The 13,832-nt window shown below is 73.5% G+C and carries 14 protein-coding genes, 1 tRNA gene and 2 pseudogenes; 13 read left to right on the forward strand and 4 right to left on the reverse strand.

Annotated features, from left to right (window positions below; translation table 11 throughout):
• The first annotated feature begins 110 nt into the window (after positions 1-110).
• The 5 genes and pseudogenes from BJF86_RS05650 to BJF86_RS05670 all read left to right on the forward strand — a co-directional run bounded on the left by BJF86_RS05650 (position 111) and on the right by BJF86_RS05670 (position 5,660).
• Positions 111-1,523, forward strand: coding sequence for a hemolysin family protein (locus tag BJF86_RS05650; protein ID WP_075817287.1), 1,413 nt, complete (start codon positions 111-113; stop codon positions 1,521-1,523).
• Complete coding sequence (locus tag BJF86_RS05655) at positions 1,520-2,536, forward strand: CNNM domain-containing protein (protein ID WP_075817289.1); 1,017 nt, start codon at positions 1,520-1,522, stop codon at positions 2,534-2,536. The genes BJF86_RS05650 and BJF86_RS05655 overlap by 4 nt, the downstream gene beginning before the upstream one ends.
• A gap of 118 nt (positions 2,537-2,654) precedes the next feature.
• A pseudogene (locus BJF86_RS05660) lies at positions 2,655-3,412 on the forward strand (MBL fold metallo-hydrolase).
• A 154-nt stretch (positions 3,413-3,566) separates the two neighbouring features.
• Positions 3,567-3,974, forward strand: coding sequence for a hypothetical protein (locus BJF86_RS05665; protein WP_075817291.1), 408 nt, complete (start codon positions 3,567-3,569; stop codon positions 3,972-3,974).
• Positions 3,975-4,037: 63 nt separating this feature from the next.
• Positions 4,038-5,660 (forward strand): molybdopterin-dependent oxidoreductase, encoded by a 1,623-nt coding sequence (locus BJF86_RS05670; protein ID WP_075817293.1) that lies wholly within the window; start codon positions 4,038-4,040, stop codon positions 5,658-5,660.
• Here the strand turns inward: BJF86_RS05670 and BJF86_RS05675 are convergent.
• The gene (locus BJF86_RS05675; RefSeq protein ID WP_237768092.1) at positions 5,647-5,979 is read right to left on the reverse strand and encodes a hypothetical protein; all 333 of its coding nucleotides are present in this window, start codon (positions 5,977-5,979) and stop codon (positions 5,647-5,649) included. The two genes, BJF86_RS05670 and BJF86_RS05675, sit on opposite strands and share 14 nt — an antisense overlap.
• 52 nt (positions 5,980-6,031) lie before the next feature.
• Positions 6,032-7,507, reverse strand: coding sequence for a PLP-dependent aminotransferase family protein (locus BJF86_RS05680; RefSeq protein WP_083652735.1), 1,476 nt, complete (start codon positions 7,505-7,507; stop codon positions 6,032-6,034).
• A 106-nt stretch (positions 7,508-7,613) separates the two neighbouring features.
• Here BJF86_RS05680 and BJF86_RS16885 point away from each other — a divergent pair.
• Positions 7,614-8,326 (forward strand): annotated as a pseudogene (locus BJF86_RS16885) (YczE/YyaS/YitT family protein).
• A gap of 42 nt (positions 8,327-8,368) precedes the next feature.
• Here the strand turns inward: BJF86_RS16885 and BJF86_RS05695 are convergent.
• The gene (locus BJF86_RS05695) at positions 8,369-8,653 is read right to left on the reverse strand and encodes a Rho termination factor N-terminal domain-containing protein (protein WP_075817301.1); all 285 of its coding nucleotides are present in this window, start codon (positions 8,651-8,653) and stop codon (positions 8,369-8,371) included.
• Here BJF86_RS05695 and BJF86_RS18120 point away from each other — a divergent pair.
• The 6 genes from BJF86_RS18120 (at position 8,652) to BJF86_RS05725 (ending at position 12,871) form a co-directional block, all read left to right on the forward strand.
• On the forward strand, positions 8,652-8,924 hold the full coding sequence (locus BJF86_RS18120) for a hypothetical protein (protein ID WP_187345594.1): 273 nt from the start codon (positions 8,652-8,654) through the stop codon (positions 8,922-8,924). The genes BJF86_RS05695 and BJF86_RS18120 overlap by 2 nt on opposite strands.
• Positions 8,925-9,046: 122 nt before the next feature.
• Entirely contained in the window at positions 9,047-9,841 is a 795-nt protein-coding gene (gene rph / locus BJF86_RS05705) for a ribonuclease PH (protein ID WP_075817303.1), read from the forward strand.
• Positions 9,838-10,569: a non-canonical purine NTP pyrophosphatase gene (locus BJF86_RS05710; RefSeq protein WP_075817413.1), complete on the forward strand. Its 732-nt coding sequence runs from the start codon at positions 9,838-9,840 to the stop codon at positions 10,567-10,569. The genes rph and BJF86_RS05710 overlap by 4 nt, the downstream gene beginning before the upstream one ends.
• Before the next feature lie 161 nt (positions 10,570-10,730).
• Positions 10,731-11,825: a threonine synthase gene (gene thrC, locus BJF86_RS05715; protein WP_075817305.1), complete on the forward strand. Its 1,095-nt coding sequence runs from the start codon at positions 10,731-10,733 to the stop codon at positions 11,823-11,825.
• Entirely contained in the window at positions 11,825-12,775 is a 951-nt protein-coding gene (locus BJF86_RS05720; RefSeq protein ID WP_075817307.1) for a homoserine kinase, read from the forward strand. Before thrC ends, BJF86_RS05720 begins: the two co-directional genes overlap by 1 nt.
• 13 nt (positions 12,776-12,788) lie before the next feature.
• Positions 12,789-12,871, forward strand: a tRNA-Leu gene (locus BJF86_RS05725).
• Between the two features lie 92 nt (positions 12,872-12,963).
• Here the strand turns inward: BJF86_RS05725 and BJF86_RS05730 are convergent.
• A complete protein-coding gene (locus tag BJF86_RS05730) occupies positions 12,964-13,446 on the reverse strand; it encodes a peroxiredoxin (protein ID WP_075810831.1) in 483 nt (160 codons plus the stop codon).
• An 88-nt stretch (positions 13,447-13,534) separates the two neighbouring features.
• On the opposite strand from BJF86_RS05730, the gene BJF86_RS05735 reads away from it, so the two are divergent.
• On the forward strand, positions 13,535-13,813 hold the full coding sequence (locus BJF86_RS05735) for a DUF3618 domain-containing protein (RefSeq protein ID WP_022924315.1): 279 nt from the start codon (positions 13,535-13,537) through the stop codon (positions 13,811-13,813).
• Positions 13,814-13,832: the final 19 nt, after the last annotated feature.

Below are 13,832 nucleotides of genomic sequence, written 5' to 3' on the forward strand. Positions count from 1 at the left end.
GCTCACGTATCCTGAAGCCTCGCCCCGACCCTCGCACCAAAGAACGGTTCCATGCCCCCTGGCTGTCCTGACGGCCCGTCCCTGCCCGCCCCGACCACGGCGGTGCTCTCGTGACGACCGCCATCCTGCTGCTGCTCGTCGGCGTGCTCGCCATCGCCGTCATCATCGCGGCCAACGGCTACTTCGTGGCCCAGGAGTTCGCCTACATGTCGGTGGACCGGCTGCGGCTCGCGGCAGAGGCCGAGAGCGGGGACGAGGCCGCCGAGCGTGCGCTGCGGGTGACCCGCCGCACCTCCTTCATGCTCTCCGGCGCCCAGCTCGGCATCACGGTCACCGGCCTGCTCGTCGGGTATGTCGCCGAGCCCCTCGTCGGGCGCGGCCTGTCGGTCATCCTCGGGGGCACAGGCGTGCCGGAGGCGCTGAGCATCACCGTCGGCACGGTGGCGGCGCTGGCCATCGCGACCGTGGTCCAGATGATCTTCGGAGAGCTCTACCCCAAGAACCTCGCCATCGCCAACGCCGGCCCGCTCGCCCGCGCGCTCGCCCGGTCGACCCTCATCTACCTCGCCGTCTTCGGCTGGCTCATCAAGGTCTTCGACTGGTCGGCCAACGCGTTGCTGCGGCTGGTGGGGATCGAGCCCATCCACGACCTCGACACCACGGCGACCGCGGAGGACCTCGAGCGGATCGTCGCCGACTCCCGCGACAGCGGCGACCTGCCGGCCGAGCTGTCGGTGCTGCTCGACCGGATCCTGGACTTCCCCGACCAGGACGTCGAGCACGCCCAGATGCCGCGCTCGCGGGTCGACACCATCGCCCCCGCCACCCCGGTCGGTGAGCTGCGGGAGCTCATGGCGCACGGGCATACCCGCTATCCGGTCATCGACGACGAGGGCCAGCCGGTGGGCGTGGTCAACCTCGTCGACGTGCTCCGGCACCCCGACGCCGAGCACGCCAGTCAGATCATGCGGGAGCCGCTCATCGTGCCCACGCTGATGGCGCTGCCGGACGCGGTCGCCGAGCTGAGCAGCTCGGGCCAGCAGCTGGCCTGCGTGGTGGACGAGTGGGGCGGCTTCGCCGGCGTCCTGACCATGGAAGACCTGGCCGAGGAGCTGCTCGGCGAGATCACCGACGAGCACGACGACGAGGTGCCGGAGGGGATCGTCGGCGAGGACGAGCACCTGTGGCGGATGGACGGCGACGTCCACGTCGACGAGCTGCAGCGCGCTCTCGGCCACGACCTGCCGGAGGGCGACTACGAGACCGTCTCGGGCCTGGTCATCGCCGAGCTCGGGGCGCTGCCGGAGGTCGGCCAGAGCGTGGTCGTCGACCTCGCCGAGGACCCCGCCGAGATGGTGCTCGACGAGCGGGTCACCCGGTCGGTCGAGATCGAGGTGCGGGAGATCGACCGGCACGTGCCCAGCCTGCTGGGAGTGCGGCTGGTGGAGCGGGCGCTGTCGCAGGACCCGGAGTCGATGGACGACGACACCGAGGCCGCCGGGCGCGAGGAGGAGCAGCGATGAACGGACTGACCGTCACCCTCGTCACGGTGCTGCTCATCGTGCTGAGCGGGCTCTTCGTCATCGTCGAGTTCGCCCTCCTGGGTGCCCGCCGCAGCCGGCTGGAGAACGAGGCCGAGCACTCGGCCTCGGCCCGGGCCGCCCTGCGCGGCATGAACGAGCTCACCGTCATGCTCGCCGGCGCCCAGCTGGGCATCACGGCCTGCACCTTTGCCCTCGGCGCGGTCACCAAACCGGCGCTTGACTACTGGCTCGGCCCGATCCTCGCCGACCTCGGGCTGCCCGGCTGGCTGGCCGGGGGTATGTCCTTCGGCCTGTCCCTGCTCTTCGTCACCTTCCTGCACCTCGTGGTGGGCGAGATGGCGCCCAAGTCGTGGGCGATCGCGCACCCCGAGCGGGCGGCGCGGCTCATCGCGCTGCCGATGCGCGGCTTCATCACCGTCGTCCGGCCGCTGCTGGTCTGGGTCAACGCCGTGGCCAACCGCCTGGTGTCCGCCAGCGGGGTCACCCCGGTGGACCGTGCCGCCGTCGGCGGGCAGGACGCGCAGACGATCCGCGTCCTCGTCGAGCAGTCGGCGGCCGAGGGGGCGCTGGAGAGCACCTACCAGGAGCAGATCTCCGAGGCCCTCGAGCTGCAGGACCTCACCCTGGCGCAGGTGGCGCCGAAGGAGCTCGATCTGGCGGCGGTGGGCTCCGGCGCCTCGATCGGCGAGGTGCAGGAGGCGTCGGCGCGCACCGGCCACAAGCGCATCCTCATGCTCGACGACGACACCACCGACCCCCGCGTGGTCCACGTGCGGGACACGCTGCTGCACTCCGGTGAGGAGCGCGCCGAGCCGCTGGCCAGGGCCGCGCTCGTGCTGCCGGCGCAGACGCCGGTCTACGAGGCGCTCACGACCATGCGCGGCTCGGGCGAGCAGCTCGTGGTGCTGCGCGGCGAGGGGCGGCTGGTCGGGCTGGTGAGCATCGCCGACATCATGCACCGGGTACTTCCGCTGGAGCGGTCGGCCGGCTGAGGTCGGGGACGTCGCCGGAGGCGGGTCAGGGACGACGCCGACGCCGATGACGCCGTCCGTGTGGACGCCGACGCTGAGACGATCCGGGCCTGTCGGTCCGGTGCGGCAGCATGGGGCCATGAGGCTCACGGTGATCGGCTGCTCCGGCTCGCTGCCGGGGCCGCGCGGCGCCGCGAGCTGCTACCTCCTCAGCGCGCACGAGGGCGACCGGGAGTGGCGGGTGCTGCTCGACCTGGGCTCGGGGGCGCTCGGGCCGTTGCAACGGCATACCGATCCGCTCACGCTCGACGCCGTGCTGCTCACGCACCTGCACCCGGACCACTGCCTCGACCTCACCGGCCTGCACGTGCTGCGCCGGCACGGCCCCACGCCGGCGACGGACGACCTGCCGGTGTGGGGGCCGCCGGGCGTGGCGGAGCGGATGGCCCGCGCGCACGGAGTGCGCGCCGCGGAGCCGCTGCGGGGCATCGCCTGGGGCGAGCTCACCGACCGGGTCGCGGTGCGCGTCGGACCCTTCACCATCACCCCGTATGCCGTGCGCCACCCTGTGGCGCCTTCGGCTTCCGGGTCGAGGCGGGTGGGCGGGTGCTGGCCTACACCGGTGACACCGACAGCTGCGCGGCTCTGGTGCCGTTGCTGACGGGCGCCGACCTCGCCCTGGTCGAGGCGGGCTTCGAGGCCGCGGAGGCGACGCGGGGCATACACCTCACGCCGGAGCGGGCCGGGCAGGCGGTCGCCGGGGCAGGAGGCGTGGGCCGGCTCGTCCTCACCCACCTGCCACCCTGGGCCGACCGCGAGGCGGCGCGACGGGAGGCAGAAGAGGCGTGGCCAGGCCCGCTGACACTCGCTGAGGAAGGAGGGATGTGGGAGGTCTGAGTGACCTCAGAAGCCCCAATTGCTACACCAGTCACGTCAGACAGTGATGTTTCGGGGCGTTTCGGCTCTCAGATTGGTGTCAGGTTCGTGACGGTGCGGCGAGGTCCATGCCATCTGGCGGGCCGTGACCGCGCAGACATCGACCCAAGGAGAGATGGATACCCAGCGGGACTACGACTGGGTGGGGCTGGCCGAGAAGGCCGGGATCGCCCTCATCATCCTCATCGTCACGTGGATCGAGGCGCGTCTGGTGAAGGCGGGCTTCACCACGCTGGTGGGCAGGGCCAAGTTCCTGCAGCGCCATTCCTCCGACGGTCACGCTGAGGGCGGCGCTGGGGCAGATCGCCTCGCTGCTGGTCTGGCTGTTCGGCGCGCCGCGGGCGTCGTCCCCTCCACGGGGTCGGCGCCCGCGCCGCGTCCGGAGGTGGGGCCCGCGCCACGTCCAGAGATCTTCCCCTGGGCCGACCTGGGCAAGGTTCCGCACCGCATACCCCGTCGAGAGTGCTGCCTGCGGTGCAGAGCCTTGCTCAGGTGGCGTCCCGTCGCCCCGGGCCACGTCTGACGAAACGATGACGATCCACGGCTCCGGTGCGCAGACGGGCCTCGGGGCGCGCATCATGGAGGTATGTCCGTGCTGACCCGTCCCGAGCCGACCTCGACCCAGCGACCCCAGGGCCGCGGCCTGCTCGCGGCCCTCGCCGGGATCGCTGCCGGGGCCCTGACCCTGGGTCTGGCCGAGGTCCTGGCCGCGGTGTGGACCAGCTGGCTGGGCTCGGCCGGGACCTCCTCGCCCCTGCTGGCCGTCGGTGGCGCCTTCGTCGACCGCACACCGCCGTGGCTCAAGGACTGGGCCATCGAGACCTTCGGCACCGCGGACAAGCTGGCGCTGGGCGTCGGCATGGCGATCACCCTCACCGTCGTGTGCGCGCTCATCGGCGTCCTGGCGCTGCGTCGCCGGGGGCCAGGGATCGGCGCCTTCGCGGTGGTGGGCCTGGTGGGGCTGGCGGCCGTCTACAGCCGTCCGGCCACGGGTCTGCTCGACCTCGTGCCCACCGCCCTCGGCGTGGTGGTCGGCGGACGGGTGCTCCTGTGGCTGCTCGACCGGGTGGCCGGCGTGCGGGACGGCGGCCCGCGCTCGTCGCACCACCCGTCCGCGGCGCCACCGAGCGGATCCACCCGGCGCAGCGTCCTGCTCCTCGGTGGTGGCCTCACCGGCCTCGGTGTGCTGGGCGTCGTCGCAGGTCAGGTGCTGTCCACGGCCGGTCGGGCGGTGCAGCGCACCGCTGAGGCGCTCGGTCTGCCCACGCCGACCCGGACGGTGAGCGTGCCCGAGGGTGCGACCAGCGACATCACCGGGCACACGCCATACCTCGTCGACAACGAGGACTTCTATCGCATCGACACCGCGCTGCGCGTGCCCCGCGTCGACGCGGCCGGGTGGACTCTGCGCGTCACCGGTCTGGTCGACCAGGAGGTCGAGATCACGTATGCCGACCTGCTCGCTGAGGAGCACGTCGAAGCACTCGTCACCCTCACCTGCGTGTCGAACCAGGTCGGCGGCGACCTCGTCGGCAACGCGCGGTGGCTCGGCTGGCCGGTGCGCGAGCTGCTCGCCCGTGCGGGGGTGCAGCCGGAGGCCGACATGGTGCTCTCGCGCAGCACCGACGGCTGGACCGCCGGCACCCCGATCGAGGCGCTGACCGACGACCGCGACGCGCTGCTCGCGGTGGCGATGAACGGCGAGCCGCTGCCGGCCGAGCACGGCTACCCGGTGCGGCTGGTGGTGCCGGGGCTCTACGGCTACGTCTCGGCGACCAAGTGGGTGACCGAGCTCAAGGTGACCCGCTTCGACGCGGACGAGGGGTACTGGACGCCCCGCGGCTGGTCGGCCCGGGGCCCGATCAAGACGGCCTCCCGGATCGACGTGCCGCGCTCGGGGGGTCGGCTCGAGCCGGACGCGGACGGCACCGTCGTCCTCGCCGGGGTCGCCTGGGCCCAGCACCGCGGCATCGAGCGGGTCGAGGTGCAGGTCGACGACGGCGACTGGCAGGAGGCCACCCTGCTGGAGGAGCCGACCGTGGACGCCTGGCGGCTGTGGACGTATGCCTGGCCCGAGGCGACCTCCGGCGATCACCAGGTGCGGGTGCGCGCGACCGACGCCGACGGACAGACGCAGACCGAGGAGAGCGCCGCCCCGGCGCCGAACGGCGCGAGCGGCTGGCACACGGTCGACTTCACCGTCGCCTGACCCCCGACCGGGCGCCGCGGATGGTTGCTCGCGGTATGCCTATCGCGCCGTGGACGCCAGCTCCGTCCTGGGTGCCGGCGCAGGAGTCTCCGCCTGACTGCGCACGGCACCTGCACCCGCCCAGGCCAGCCCTGCCGCGAGCGCCGTGGAAGGCGGTGACAGCGAACGCGGGCAGATGTCCGACGAGGTCCGCGAAGCGACCGGCAAGAGCCGCGCCGAGGGCATACCCGGCGCCGGTCGACGCGGCGAGGGCGGTCATGGCGGCGCCGAGCCGCCGGACCGGCGTGGTCCGCTCGGCCAGCGTGAACGTCGTGATCATGGCGGCGCTCGGTGGGGTTGGGGCAACCACTGGTGGCGCTCGGTGGGGGGGGTCAGGCGATGATGCGGGGCTCGACCGGCTGAAGTCCGCGCCGGTCGTCCCGGCCAGCGCTAACCCGGCCCGCCAGCACGTCGGCCCAGGCTTGCGCGAGCCGCGGTGCGACCTGCTCGAGCTGGTCGTGGCCGAGCACGTAGGGCAGCCGGACCCAGCCGTCGAGCCCGCCGCCCGCGGCGAAGTTGGGGCCGGCGGCGAGCGCGACATCATAGGCCCGCGCCGCGGTCGCCAGCGCGGTCGATCCCGGGCGCGGCAGGGCGCACCACAGCGCCATGCCGCCGCTCGGCACCCGCACCCGCCAGTCGGGCAGGTGCTCGCGCAGCCCGGCCAGCAGGACGTCGCGGCCCGCCCGGAGCCGGGCCTGCTGCTGCGGAAGGACCTCGGGCGCCGCCTGCAGCATCCGTGCGGCGACGAGCTGTTCCAGAACCGGCACCCCCAGGTCCAGCTTGAGCCGGCTCGCCGCCATGTCTGCGGCGCGGCCCCGAGGCACCCGCAGCCAGCCGACCCGTAGCCCGCCCCACAGCGACTTGCTCACGCTGCCGACGGTGATCGCGTCCGGGACGTGACGGCCCAGCGGCTCAGGGACGACCTGCCCGTCGAGCGGCAGGTCGACGATCGACTCGTCGATGATCGGCACGACGCCCGCGGCCCGCAGCATCCGGCCGATCTCGGCCCGCTGCCCAGCCGGCATGAGAGCGCCGGTGGGGTTGTGGAAGTCGGGGATGAGGTAGGCGACGCGCGCCCCGCTCTGACGCAGCGTCCGGCCCAGCCCTGCGACGTCCCAGTCGTCGTGGGCGTGCTCGATCGGGTGCGCCACGGTGCGCGCACCGGCGCCCTCCAGGGTGGCGATGGCGTTGGGGTAGGTGGGCGTCTCGACGAGCACCCGGCCCCGTGGCGCCAGCAGCGCCCGAGCCGCGATCGCCACTCCGGCCAGGGCCCCCGGCGCGACGATGACCTGGTCCGGTGTCGTCGCCAGGCCACGTGCCGTGAACCGCTCCGCGACGACCTCGCGCAGGACGGGGAGGCCGCCGGGGTAGTAGCCGGTGCCGGGCAGGTAGGCCCCGAGCTCCTCCAGCGCCTGCCCGTAGGCCTCCGAGGTGCCACCCGGCGCACCGGCCGCGGTGCAGGTCAGGTCGATCGCGCCGTCGCTGAGCGCCGAGGGCGTCAGCAGGTGGTCGATGCGCCCGCCCGGCACGTCCGGCACCTGGACCACGCTGCCCGATCCCCGGCGGGTGTGCAGGTAGCCCTGGGCGCGCAGCTCGGTGTAGGCACGGGTGACCGTGGTCCGGCTGAGGCCCAGGGGTCCGGGCAGGTCCCGCTCGGAGGGGAGCCGGCTGCCCTCGGGCAGCCGGCCGTCGGCGATGAGGTGCCGCAGCGCCTCGGTGAGGCGGCCATAAGCCGGCCCGGACGACTCGGCGGCCAGCGCCGGCGCCACGAGGTCGGCGACGGCGCGGGCGGTGAGGACGCGGGGCATACCCCCACTGTGTTCGACAGGTGGCCCTCTCGTCCATAGCCACTTCGTGTCCACCGGCTCGTAAGTGGCTATGGATCGCATAGCCAGTTGCGCCCACCCTGGAGGTATGAGCATCCTCACCCACGTGGAGAACTCCCGGGCCGTCACGAGCGCGCGGCGCCGCGCGGCCGACCCGCGCCGCCAGCTCGCCGCGCTCGGTCCGGTCGAGCAGCTGCGCGCCGGGCGGCTCGGTCGCCGCATCCCGCAGCTGCTCGTCGGGCTCGCCCTCTACGGCGCCTCGATCGCTCTCATGGTGCGCGGCGTGCTCGGCAACATGCCGTGGGACGTGCTGCACCAGGCGTCGCCCGGCACGTGCCGCTCAGCCTCGGCGTCATCATCATCGCGGTGTCGGTGCTCGTGCTGCTCCTGTGGGTGCCGCTGCGACAGTCGCCAGGGCTCGGCACCATCGCCAACGCCCTCCTCGTCGGCCTCGCGGCGGACGCGACGCTGTGGGTCGTGGCGCCGGGTGAGGGCTGGGTCGAGCGCAGCGCGCTCATGGCTGCGGGGGTGCTGCTCAACGGGGTCGCCAGCGCGATGTACATCGGCGCCCAGCTCGGTCCGGGCCCGCGCGACGGGCTGATGACGGGGCTGGCGCGCCGCACGGGGTGGTCGCTGCGGCTGGTGCGCACCGGCATCGAGGTGACGGTCATCGCGCTCGGCTGGCTGCTCGGCGGCGTGGTCGGCCTGGGCACGGTGGTGTATGCCGTGGCCATCGGCCCGCTGACCCAGGCCTTGCTGCCGTGGTTCACCGTCGACCTCGGGGACCACGCCCGGGGGTGACGGTGCCCGCCGGTCGGCAGGCCTGCTCCTGTGCGCGTCGGCTCAGTGCTCGCGCAGGGCCTCGATGAGCTCGTCCTTGGTCATGGAGGAGCGGCCCTCGATGTCGAGCTCGGCGGCCCGCTCGCGCAGCTCCTCGACGGTGCGGTCCTCGTAGTCGGAGGCCTCACCGCCGCGCTCGCCGACCTCGGAGCGGGAGGAGTTCGCCGCGGCGTTGGCGATCCGCGCCGCCTTCTCCTTGCTCGCGCCGTCCTCGCGCACCGCCTCGTAGACCTCGGGGTCCTTGACGCTCGGGCCTGGGTCGCCCTGCGTCTTCTTCTCGCCTGCCATGCTCCCGACGGTATGCCGTGCCACGCTGGGCCGCATATCGAAGACCCCTGAGCGCCCCGTCCGCCTCGGCGTGCAGATCCGGCCGCAGCACGCGGCATACCCGCAGGTGTCGGTCGCCGGCGGCGCGCTCGACGGTCCCGGGCCGGGGCAGGCGGCGCAGGACCTGTATGCCGAGGGCGCACGGCTCGTCACGGTCACCACGAGCGGCCCGGACCACCCGCTCGACCAGCTCGACGCCTGGCTCGCGTGGCGGGACGAGCGGAACGGCTGACGCAACCATTCGCGGCGCTCGGTGAGGTTGAGGACAAACATTCGCGGCGCTCGGTGGGGCTGAGGGCAACCATTGGCGGCGCTCGGTGGGGGGAGCGGGGTCGAGCGCCTACCCTGGCTGCCATGACCTCACGCCACGACGGCCGTAGCGCCGACCAGCTCCGCGAGATCCGGATCACCCGCAACTGGCTCGACCACGCCGAGGGCAGCGTCCTCGTGGAGTTCGGCAAGACCCGGGTGCTGTGCGCCGCGTCGTTCACCGGGGGCGTCCCGCGCTGGCGCAAGGGCAGCGGCAAGGGCTGGACGACGGCGGAGTACGCCATGCTCCCGCGCTCCACGCACACCCGGTCGGACCGTGAGTCGGTCAAGGGTCGGCTCGGGGGCCGGACGCACGAGATCAGCCGGCTCATCGGCCGCTCGCTGCGCGCCGTCGTCGACCTGGACGCCATGGGGGAGAACACGATCCAGCTCGACTGCGACGTGCTGCAGGCCGACGGCGGCACCCGCACGGCGGCGATCACCGGCGCCTACGTCGCGCTCGTGGACGCCGTCGAGACGGCGCGCGCCAAGGGGCTCATCGCCAAGAAGGCCGAGCCCATCACCGGCTCGGTCGCGGCCGTGAGCGTCGGCGTCGTCGAGGGTGAGCCGGTGCTCGACCTGGACTACCCGGAGGACTCGACCGCCGAGACCGACATGAACGTCGTCATGACCGGCGACGGTCGCTTCATCGAGGTGCAGGGCACCGCCGAGGGCACGCCCTTCGACCGCGAGCTGCTCGACGCGCTGCTGGACCTGGCCACCGAGGGCTGCGCCGAGCTGACCGCCCGCCAGGCCGCCGCCTTCGGGGCCGACGACATGGCCGGGTCGGACAGCCACGAGGCCGGCGCCGACGTGGACCAGGGCCCGCCCACGTGGTGAGCGACCCCACCTCGGGCGCGGACCGTCCTGGCCAGGTCGTCCTCGCCACCCGCAACCCGGGCAAGGTGGGCGAGCTGCGCGACATCCTCGCGGGCGTGCTCGACCGGGCCGGGCTCGAGCTCGTCGGGCTGGACGCCTTCCCCGGGCTCGAGGACGTCGTCGAGTCCGGCGTCACGTTCGGGCAGAACGCCCTGCTCAAGGCCCGGTATGCCGCAGCCGCCACGCGCGTTCCCGCGCTCGCCGACGACTCCGGGCTGGCCGTCGACGTGCTGCACGGTGCGCCGGGGATCTTCTCCGCCCGCTGGTCCGGCCCGCTGGGCGAGGCCACCGGCCGCAGCAAGGACGAGGCCAACAACGATCTGCTCCTGGCCCAGCTCGCCGACGTGCCCGACGAGCACCGTGGGGCGGAGTTCGTCTGTGCGGCGGCGCTCGTGCTGCCCGATCGCCGCACCCCCGAGGAGGTCGTCGCCGCCGGGGGCGCCAGCCCTCAGGTGCCGGGGACCGAGTGGGTCCGAGAGGGCCGGTGCTGCGGCGTGCTCGGCCGGGAGCCGCGCGGCAGCAACGGCTTCGGCTACGACCCGCTGCTCGTCCGCCCGGACGGCCGCACCCTCGCCGAGCACACGGCTGCGGAGAAGCACGCGATCTCACACCGCGGCGAGGCCTTCCGGACGCTGGCCCGAGACCTGGAGGCCCTGCTCGGCCCCGACGCCGGACCGTGGTCGGGATAGCACGACCGTCATCAGCAACGTCGGCGATGACGGTCGTGCCAGGCCGTGGTCACTCCCGCAGTGGGGCGTGGTCGCTTCCCGGGTGAGGTGCAGGACGGGGCGCGCGACCCCATACCCTTGTCCCTTGACCCGTGGTCACCTGCGACGAAAGACACCCCACGATGGCCCACCAGTGGCGCGGCGTGATCGCCGAGTATGCCGACCGCCTGCCCGCCTCGATCACCCAGCAGGTCGTGACCCTGCGCGAGGGCGGGACGCCGCTCATCCCGGCCGAGCACCTCAGTGAGCTCGTCGGGGCCCAGGTGCACGTGAAGTACGAGGGCCTCAACCCCACCGGCTCGTTCAAGGACCGGGGGATGACCGCGGCCATCAGCGACGCCGCGCGGCAGGGCGCGAAGGCCGTCATCTGCGCCTCGACCGGCAACACCAGCGCGAGCGCCGCGGCCTACGCCACGAAGGCCGGGATGGAGTGCGGCGTGCTCGTGCCCGACGGCAAGATCGCGATGGGCAAGCTCAGCCAGGCCATCGCCGGGGGCGCGACGCTCATCCAGGTCCAGGGCAACTTCGATGACTGCCTCACGCTCGCGCGCAAGCTGGCCGAGGCCTACCCGGTCGAGCTGGTCAACTCGGTCAACCCGGCCCGCATCGAGGGGCAGAAGACCGCCGCCTTCGAGGTCGTCGACGCGCTCGGCGACGCCCCGGACATCCACTGCCTCCCGGTGGGCAACGCCGGCAACATCACGGCCTACTGGAAGGGCTACGGCGAGTATGCCGACCCGCAGGCCCCCGGCGCGGGCGGCACGGCCCCCGCCACGCGCCGACCGCGCATGTGGGGATTCCAGGCCGCCGGGGCCGCACCGATCGTCAAGGGTCATCCGGTCGACGACCCGGAGACCATCGCGACCGCCATCCGCATCGGCAACCCGGCCTCCTGGGAGCAGGCCGAGGCGGCCCGCGACGAGTCGGGAGGGCTCGTCGACGCCGTCACCGACGAGGAGATCCTCGCCGCGCACCGGCTGCTGTCCTCGCGCGAAGGGATCTTCGTCGAGCCCGCGTCGGCCGCCTCGGTCGCCGGGCTGCTGAAGCGGCACGCCGCGGGGCAGGTCCCGGCCGGCGCCACGATCGTGTGCACGGTCACCGGGCACGGGCTCAAGGACCCGCAGTGGGCGCTGAAGGGGGCCGACGGCAGCGACGTCGACCCGGTGCGGGTCTCGGTCGACGTCGTCAGCGTCGCCGACGCCCTCGGGCTGGAGTGATGGCGCCGCTCACCCCCGGCGCGACCGCCCGGGTGCGGGTGCCGGCCAGCAGCGCCAACCTCGGCCCGGGCTTCGACAGCGTCGGGCTGGCCCTCGGGATCTGGGACGAGTATGCCGTCGAGGTCCTCCCCGAGCCCGGCGCCCTGGAGCTCGTGCTCGCGGGCGAGGGGGCGGGCGACCTGCCCGCGGACGAGCGGCACCTCGTCGCGACCCGGCTGCGGGAGGCGCTGCAGGCGTGCGGGGTCGGCTGGCTCGACGGCTTTGGGCTGCGGCTGACCTGCGCCAACACCATCCCGATGGCCGCCGGCATGGGCAGCTCGGCGACGGCGATCGTGGGCGGCTTGGGGCTCGGCTTCGCGCTGGTGCGCGGCGGCGACCTGACCGAGGCCGACCTGGGCCTCGTCAACACGCACGCCGGAGTCGCCGAGGGGCACCCCGACAACTCCTCCGCCTCCGTCCACGGCGGGCTCACCGTGTCGTGGATGCCCAGCGCGCAGGTGGTGCGCACCGCGCGGCCCCCGCTGCACCGCGACGTCGTGCCGGTCGTGCTGCTGCCGGAGGGGCAGCGCCTCGACACGGCCACCGCCCGCGCGGTGCTGACGCCCACGGTGCCCCGGACCGACGCGGTGCGGCAGGCGGGCCGGGCCGCGCTGCTCGTGCACGCGCTGACCAGCGACCCCACCCTGCTGCTCGACGCCACGAGCGACTGGCTGCACCAGGAGCAGCGGCGCCAGGCATACCCCGTCACGATGGGGGCGGTCGACACCCTGCGGGCCCTCGGGCACGCAGCCGTCGTCTCGGGGGCCGGCCCGACGGTCCTCTGCCTCACGACCGCCGACCTCCTCACCACGGTGCTCGCCGAGGCCCGCTCGTGGGGACTCGGCTGGCGGGTCCTGACCCCGGGCATACCGAGCACCGGGCTGCACGTGGTGACCGACGCGGCTGGCTAGGCTGGTCCCTCACGCGCTCGTGGTGGAACTGGTAGACACGCAGGATTTAGGTTCCTGTGCCTTGTGGGTGTGCGGGTTCGAGTCCCGCCGAGCGCACCGCACGCTGGTGCGGCTCCCTGTGACCTGGGCGTCGCCATGGTGACGCCTGCGTCACCAGCGAGCGCACCACCAGGCGCACAGGTATACCCTCAGCCGGCTCCCGGCAGCTCGACGCCGAGCTGCTTGGCCAGGGAGGCGACGTGGCCCTTGGCGCGCACGTTGTATTTCGCGACCTCGACGACACCCTCCTCGTCGAGGACGAAGGTCGAGCGGATGACGCCGACGACGGTCTTGCCGTAGTTCCGCTTCTCGCCGTAGGCCCCGTAGGCGGTGAGCATCTCCTTGCTCTCGTCGGACACGAGCGGGAAGCCGAGCGACTCCTGCTCGGCGAAGGTCGCGAGCTTGCCCACCGGGTCGGGGGAGACGCCGACGACCGCATACCCCTCGCGGGTGAAGACCGCCTCGTTGTCGCGGAAGTCGCAGGCTTGCGTCGTGCAGCCCGGCGTCATCGCGGCGGGGTAGACGTAGAGGACGACCTTGCGGCCGGCGAGGTCGGCGAGGCTCAGCTCGCCGCCGTCGGCGGTGGGCAGGGTCCAGGCGGGGGCGGGCTGGCCAGGCTCGAGGCGGGGCACGGGGGTCCTTTCGACGTCACCAACGGGGCAGGCCTAAGTTATCGTCTCAGCAGACAGCACGACCACGTCGACCCGAGGACTTCACCACATGGCCAACAAGCAGCCTGCCCGCTCCGTCAAGGAGATCGAGGCCGACATCTCGGCGACCCGCAGCCGGCTCGCGCGCACCGTCGACGAGCTGACCTACCGGGTGAGCCCGGACACCATCAAGGCCAACGCGGTCGCGTCGCTCAAGGGCAAGGTCAACGACGCGACCATGGACGCCGAGGGCAACCCGCGCTTCGACCGGCTCGCGACCGTGCTCGGGGGCGTCGCCGTCCTGGCGGTCACCCTCGGCAGCCTGCGTCGGGTCTTCAACCGCAGCTGAGCGGTATGCGGGGCCGCGC

The organism is Serinicoccus sp. CNJ-927 (assembly GCF_001942435.1).
GTDB classification, from domain to species: Bacteria; Actinomycetota; Actinomycetes; order Actinomycetales; family Dermatophilaceae; genus Ornithinicoccus; species Ornithinicoccus marinus.

Bases quoted from the DNA above. Each gene is read 5' to 3' on its own strand.
- BJF86_RS05655 (WP_075817289.1), top strand. From the start codon at position 1,520: ATGAACGGACTGACCGTCACCCTCGTCACGGTGCTGCTCATCGTGCTG.
- BJF86_RS05665 (WP_075817291.1), top strand. From the start codon at position 3,567: ATGGATACCCAGCGGGACTACGACTGGGTGGGGCTGGCCGAGAAGGCC.
- BJF86_RS05670 (WP_075817293.1), top strand. From the start codon at position 4,038: ATGTCCGTGCTGACCCGTCCCGAGCCGACCTCGACCCAGCGACCCCAG.
- BJF86_RS05675 (WP_237768092.1), bottom strand. From the start codon at position 5,979: ATGATCACGACGTTCACGCTGGCCGAGCGGACCACGCCGGTCCGGCGG.
- BJF86_RS05680 (WP_083652735.1), bottom strand. From the start codon at position 7,507: ATGCCCCGCGTCCTCACCGCCCGCGCCGTCGCCGACCTCGTGGCGCCG.
- BJF86_RS18120 (WP_187345594.1), top strand. From the start codon at position 8,652: ATGCTCCCGACGGTATGCCGTGCCACGCTGGGCCGCATATCGAAGACC.
- BJF86_RS05695 (WP_075817301.1), bottom strand. From the start codon at position 8,653: ATGGCAGGCGAGAAGAAGACGCAGGGCGACCCAGGCCCGAGCGTCAAG.
- rph (WP_075817303.1), top strand. From the start codon at position 9,047: ATGACCTCACGCCACGACGGCCGTAGCGCCGACCAGCTCCGCGAGATC.
- thrC (WP_075817305.1), top strand. From the start codon at position 10,731: ATGGCCCACCAGTGGCGCGGCGTGATCGCCGAGTATGCCGACCGCCTG.
- BJF86_RS05720 (WP_075817307.1), top strand. From the start codon at position 11,825: ATGGCGCCGCTCACCCCCGGCGCGACCGCCCGGGTGCGGGTGCCGGCC.
- BJF86_RS05735 (WP_022924315.1), top strand. From the start codon at position 13,535: ATGGCCAACAAGCAGCCTGCCCGCTCCGTCAAGGAGATCGAGGCCGAC.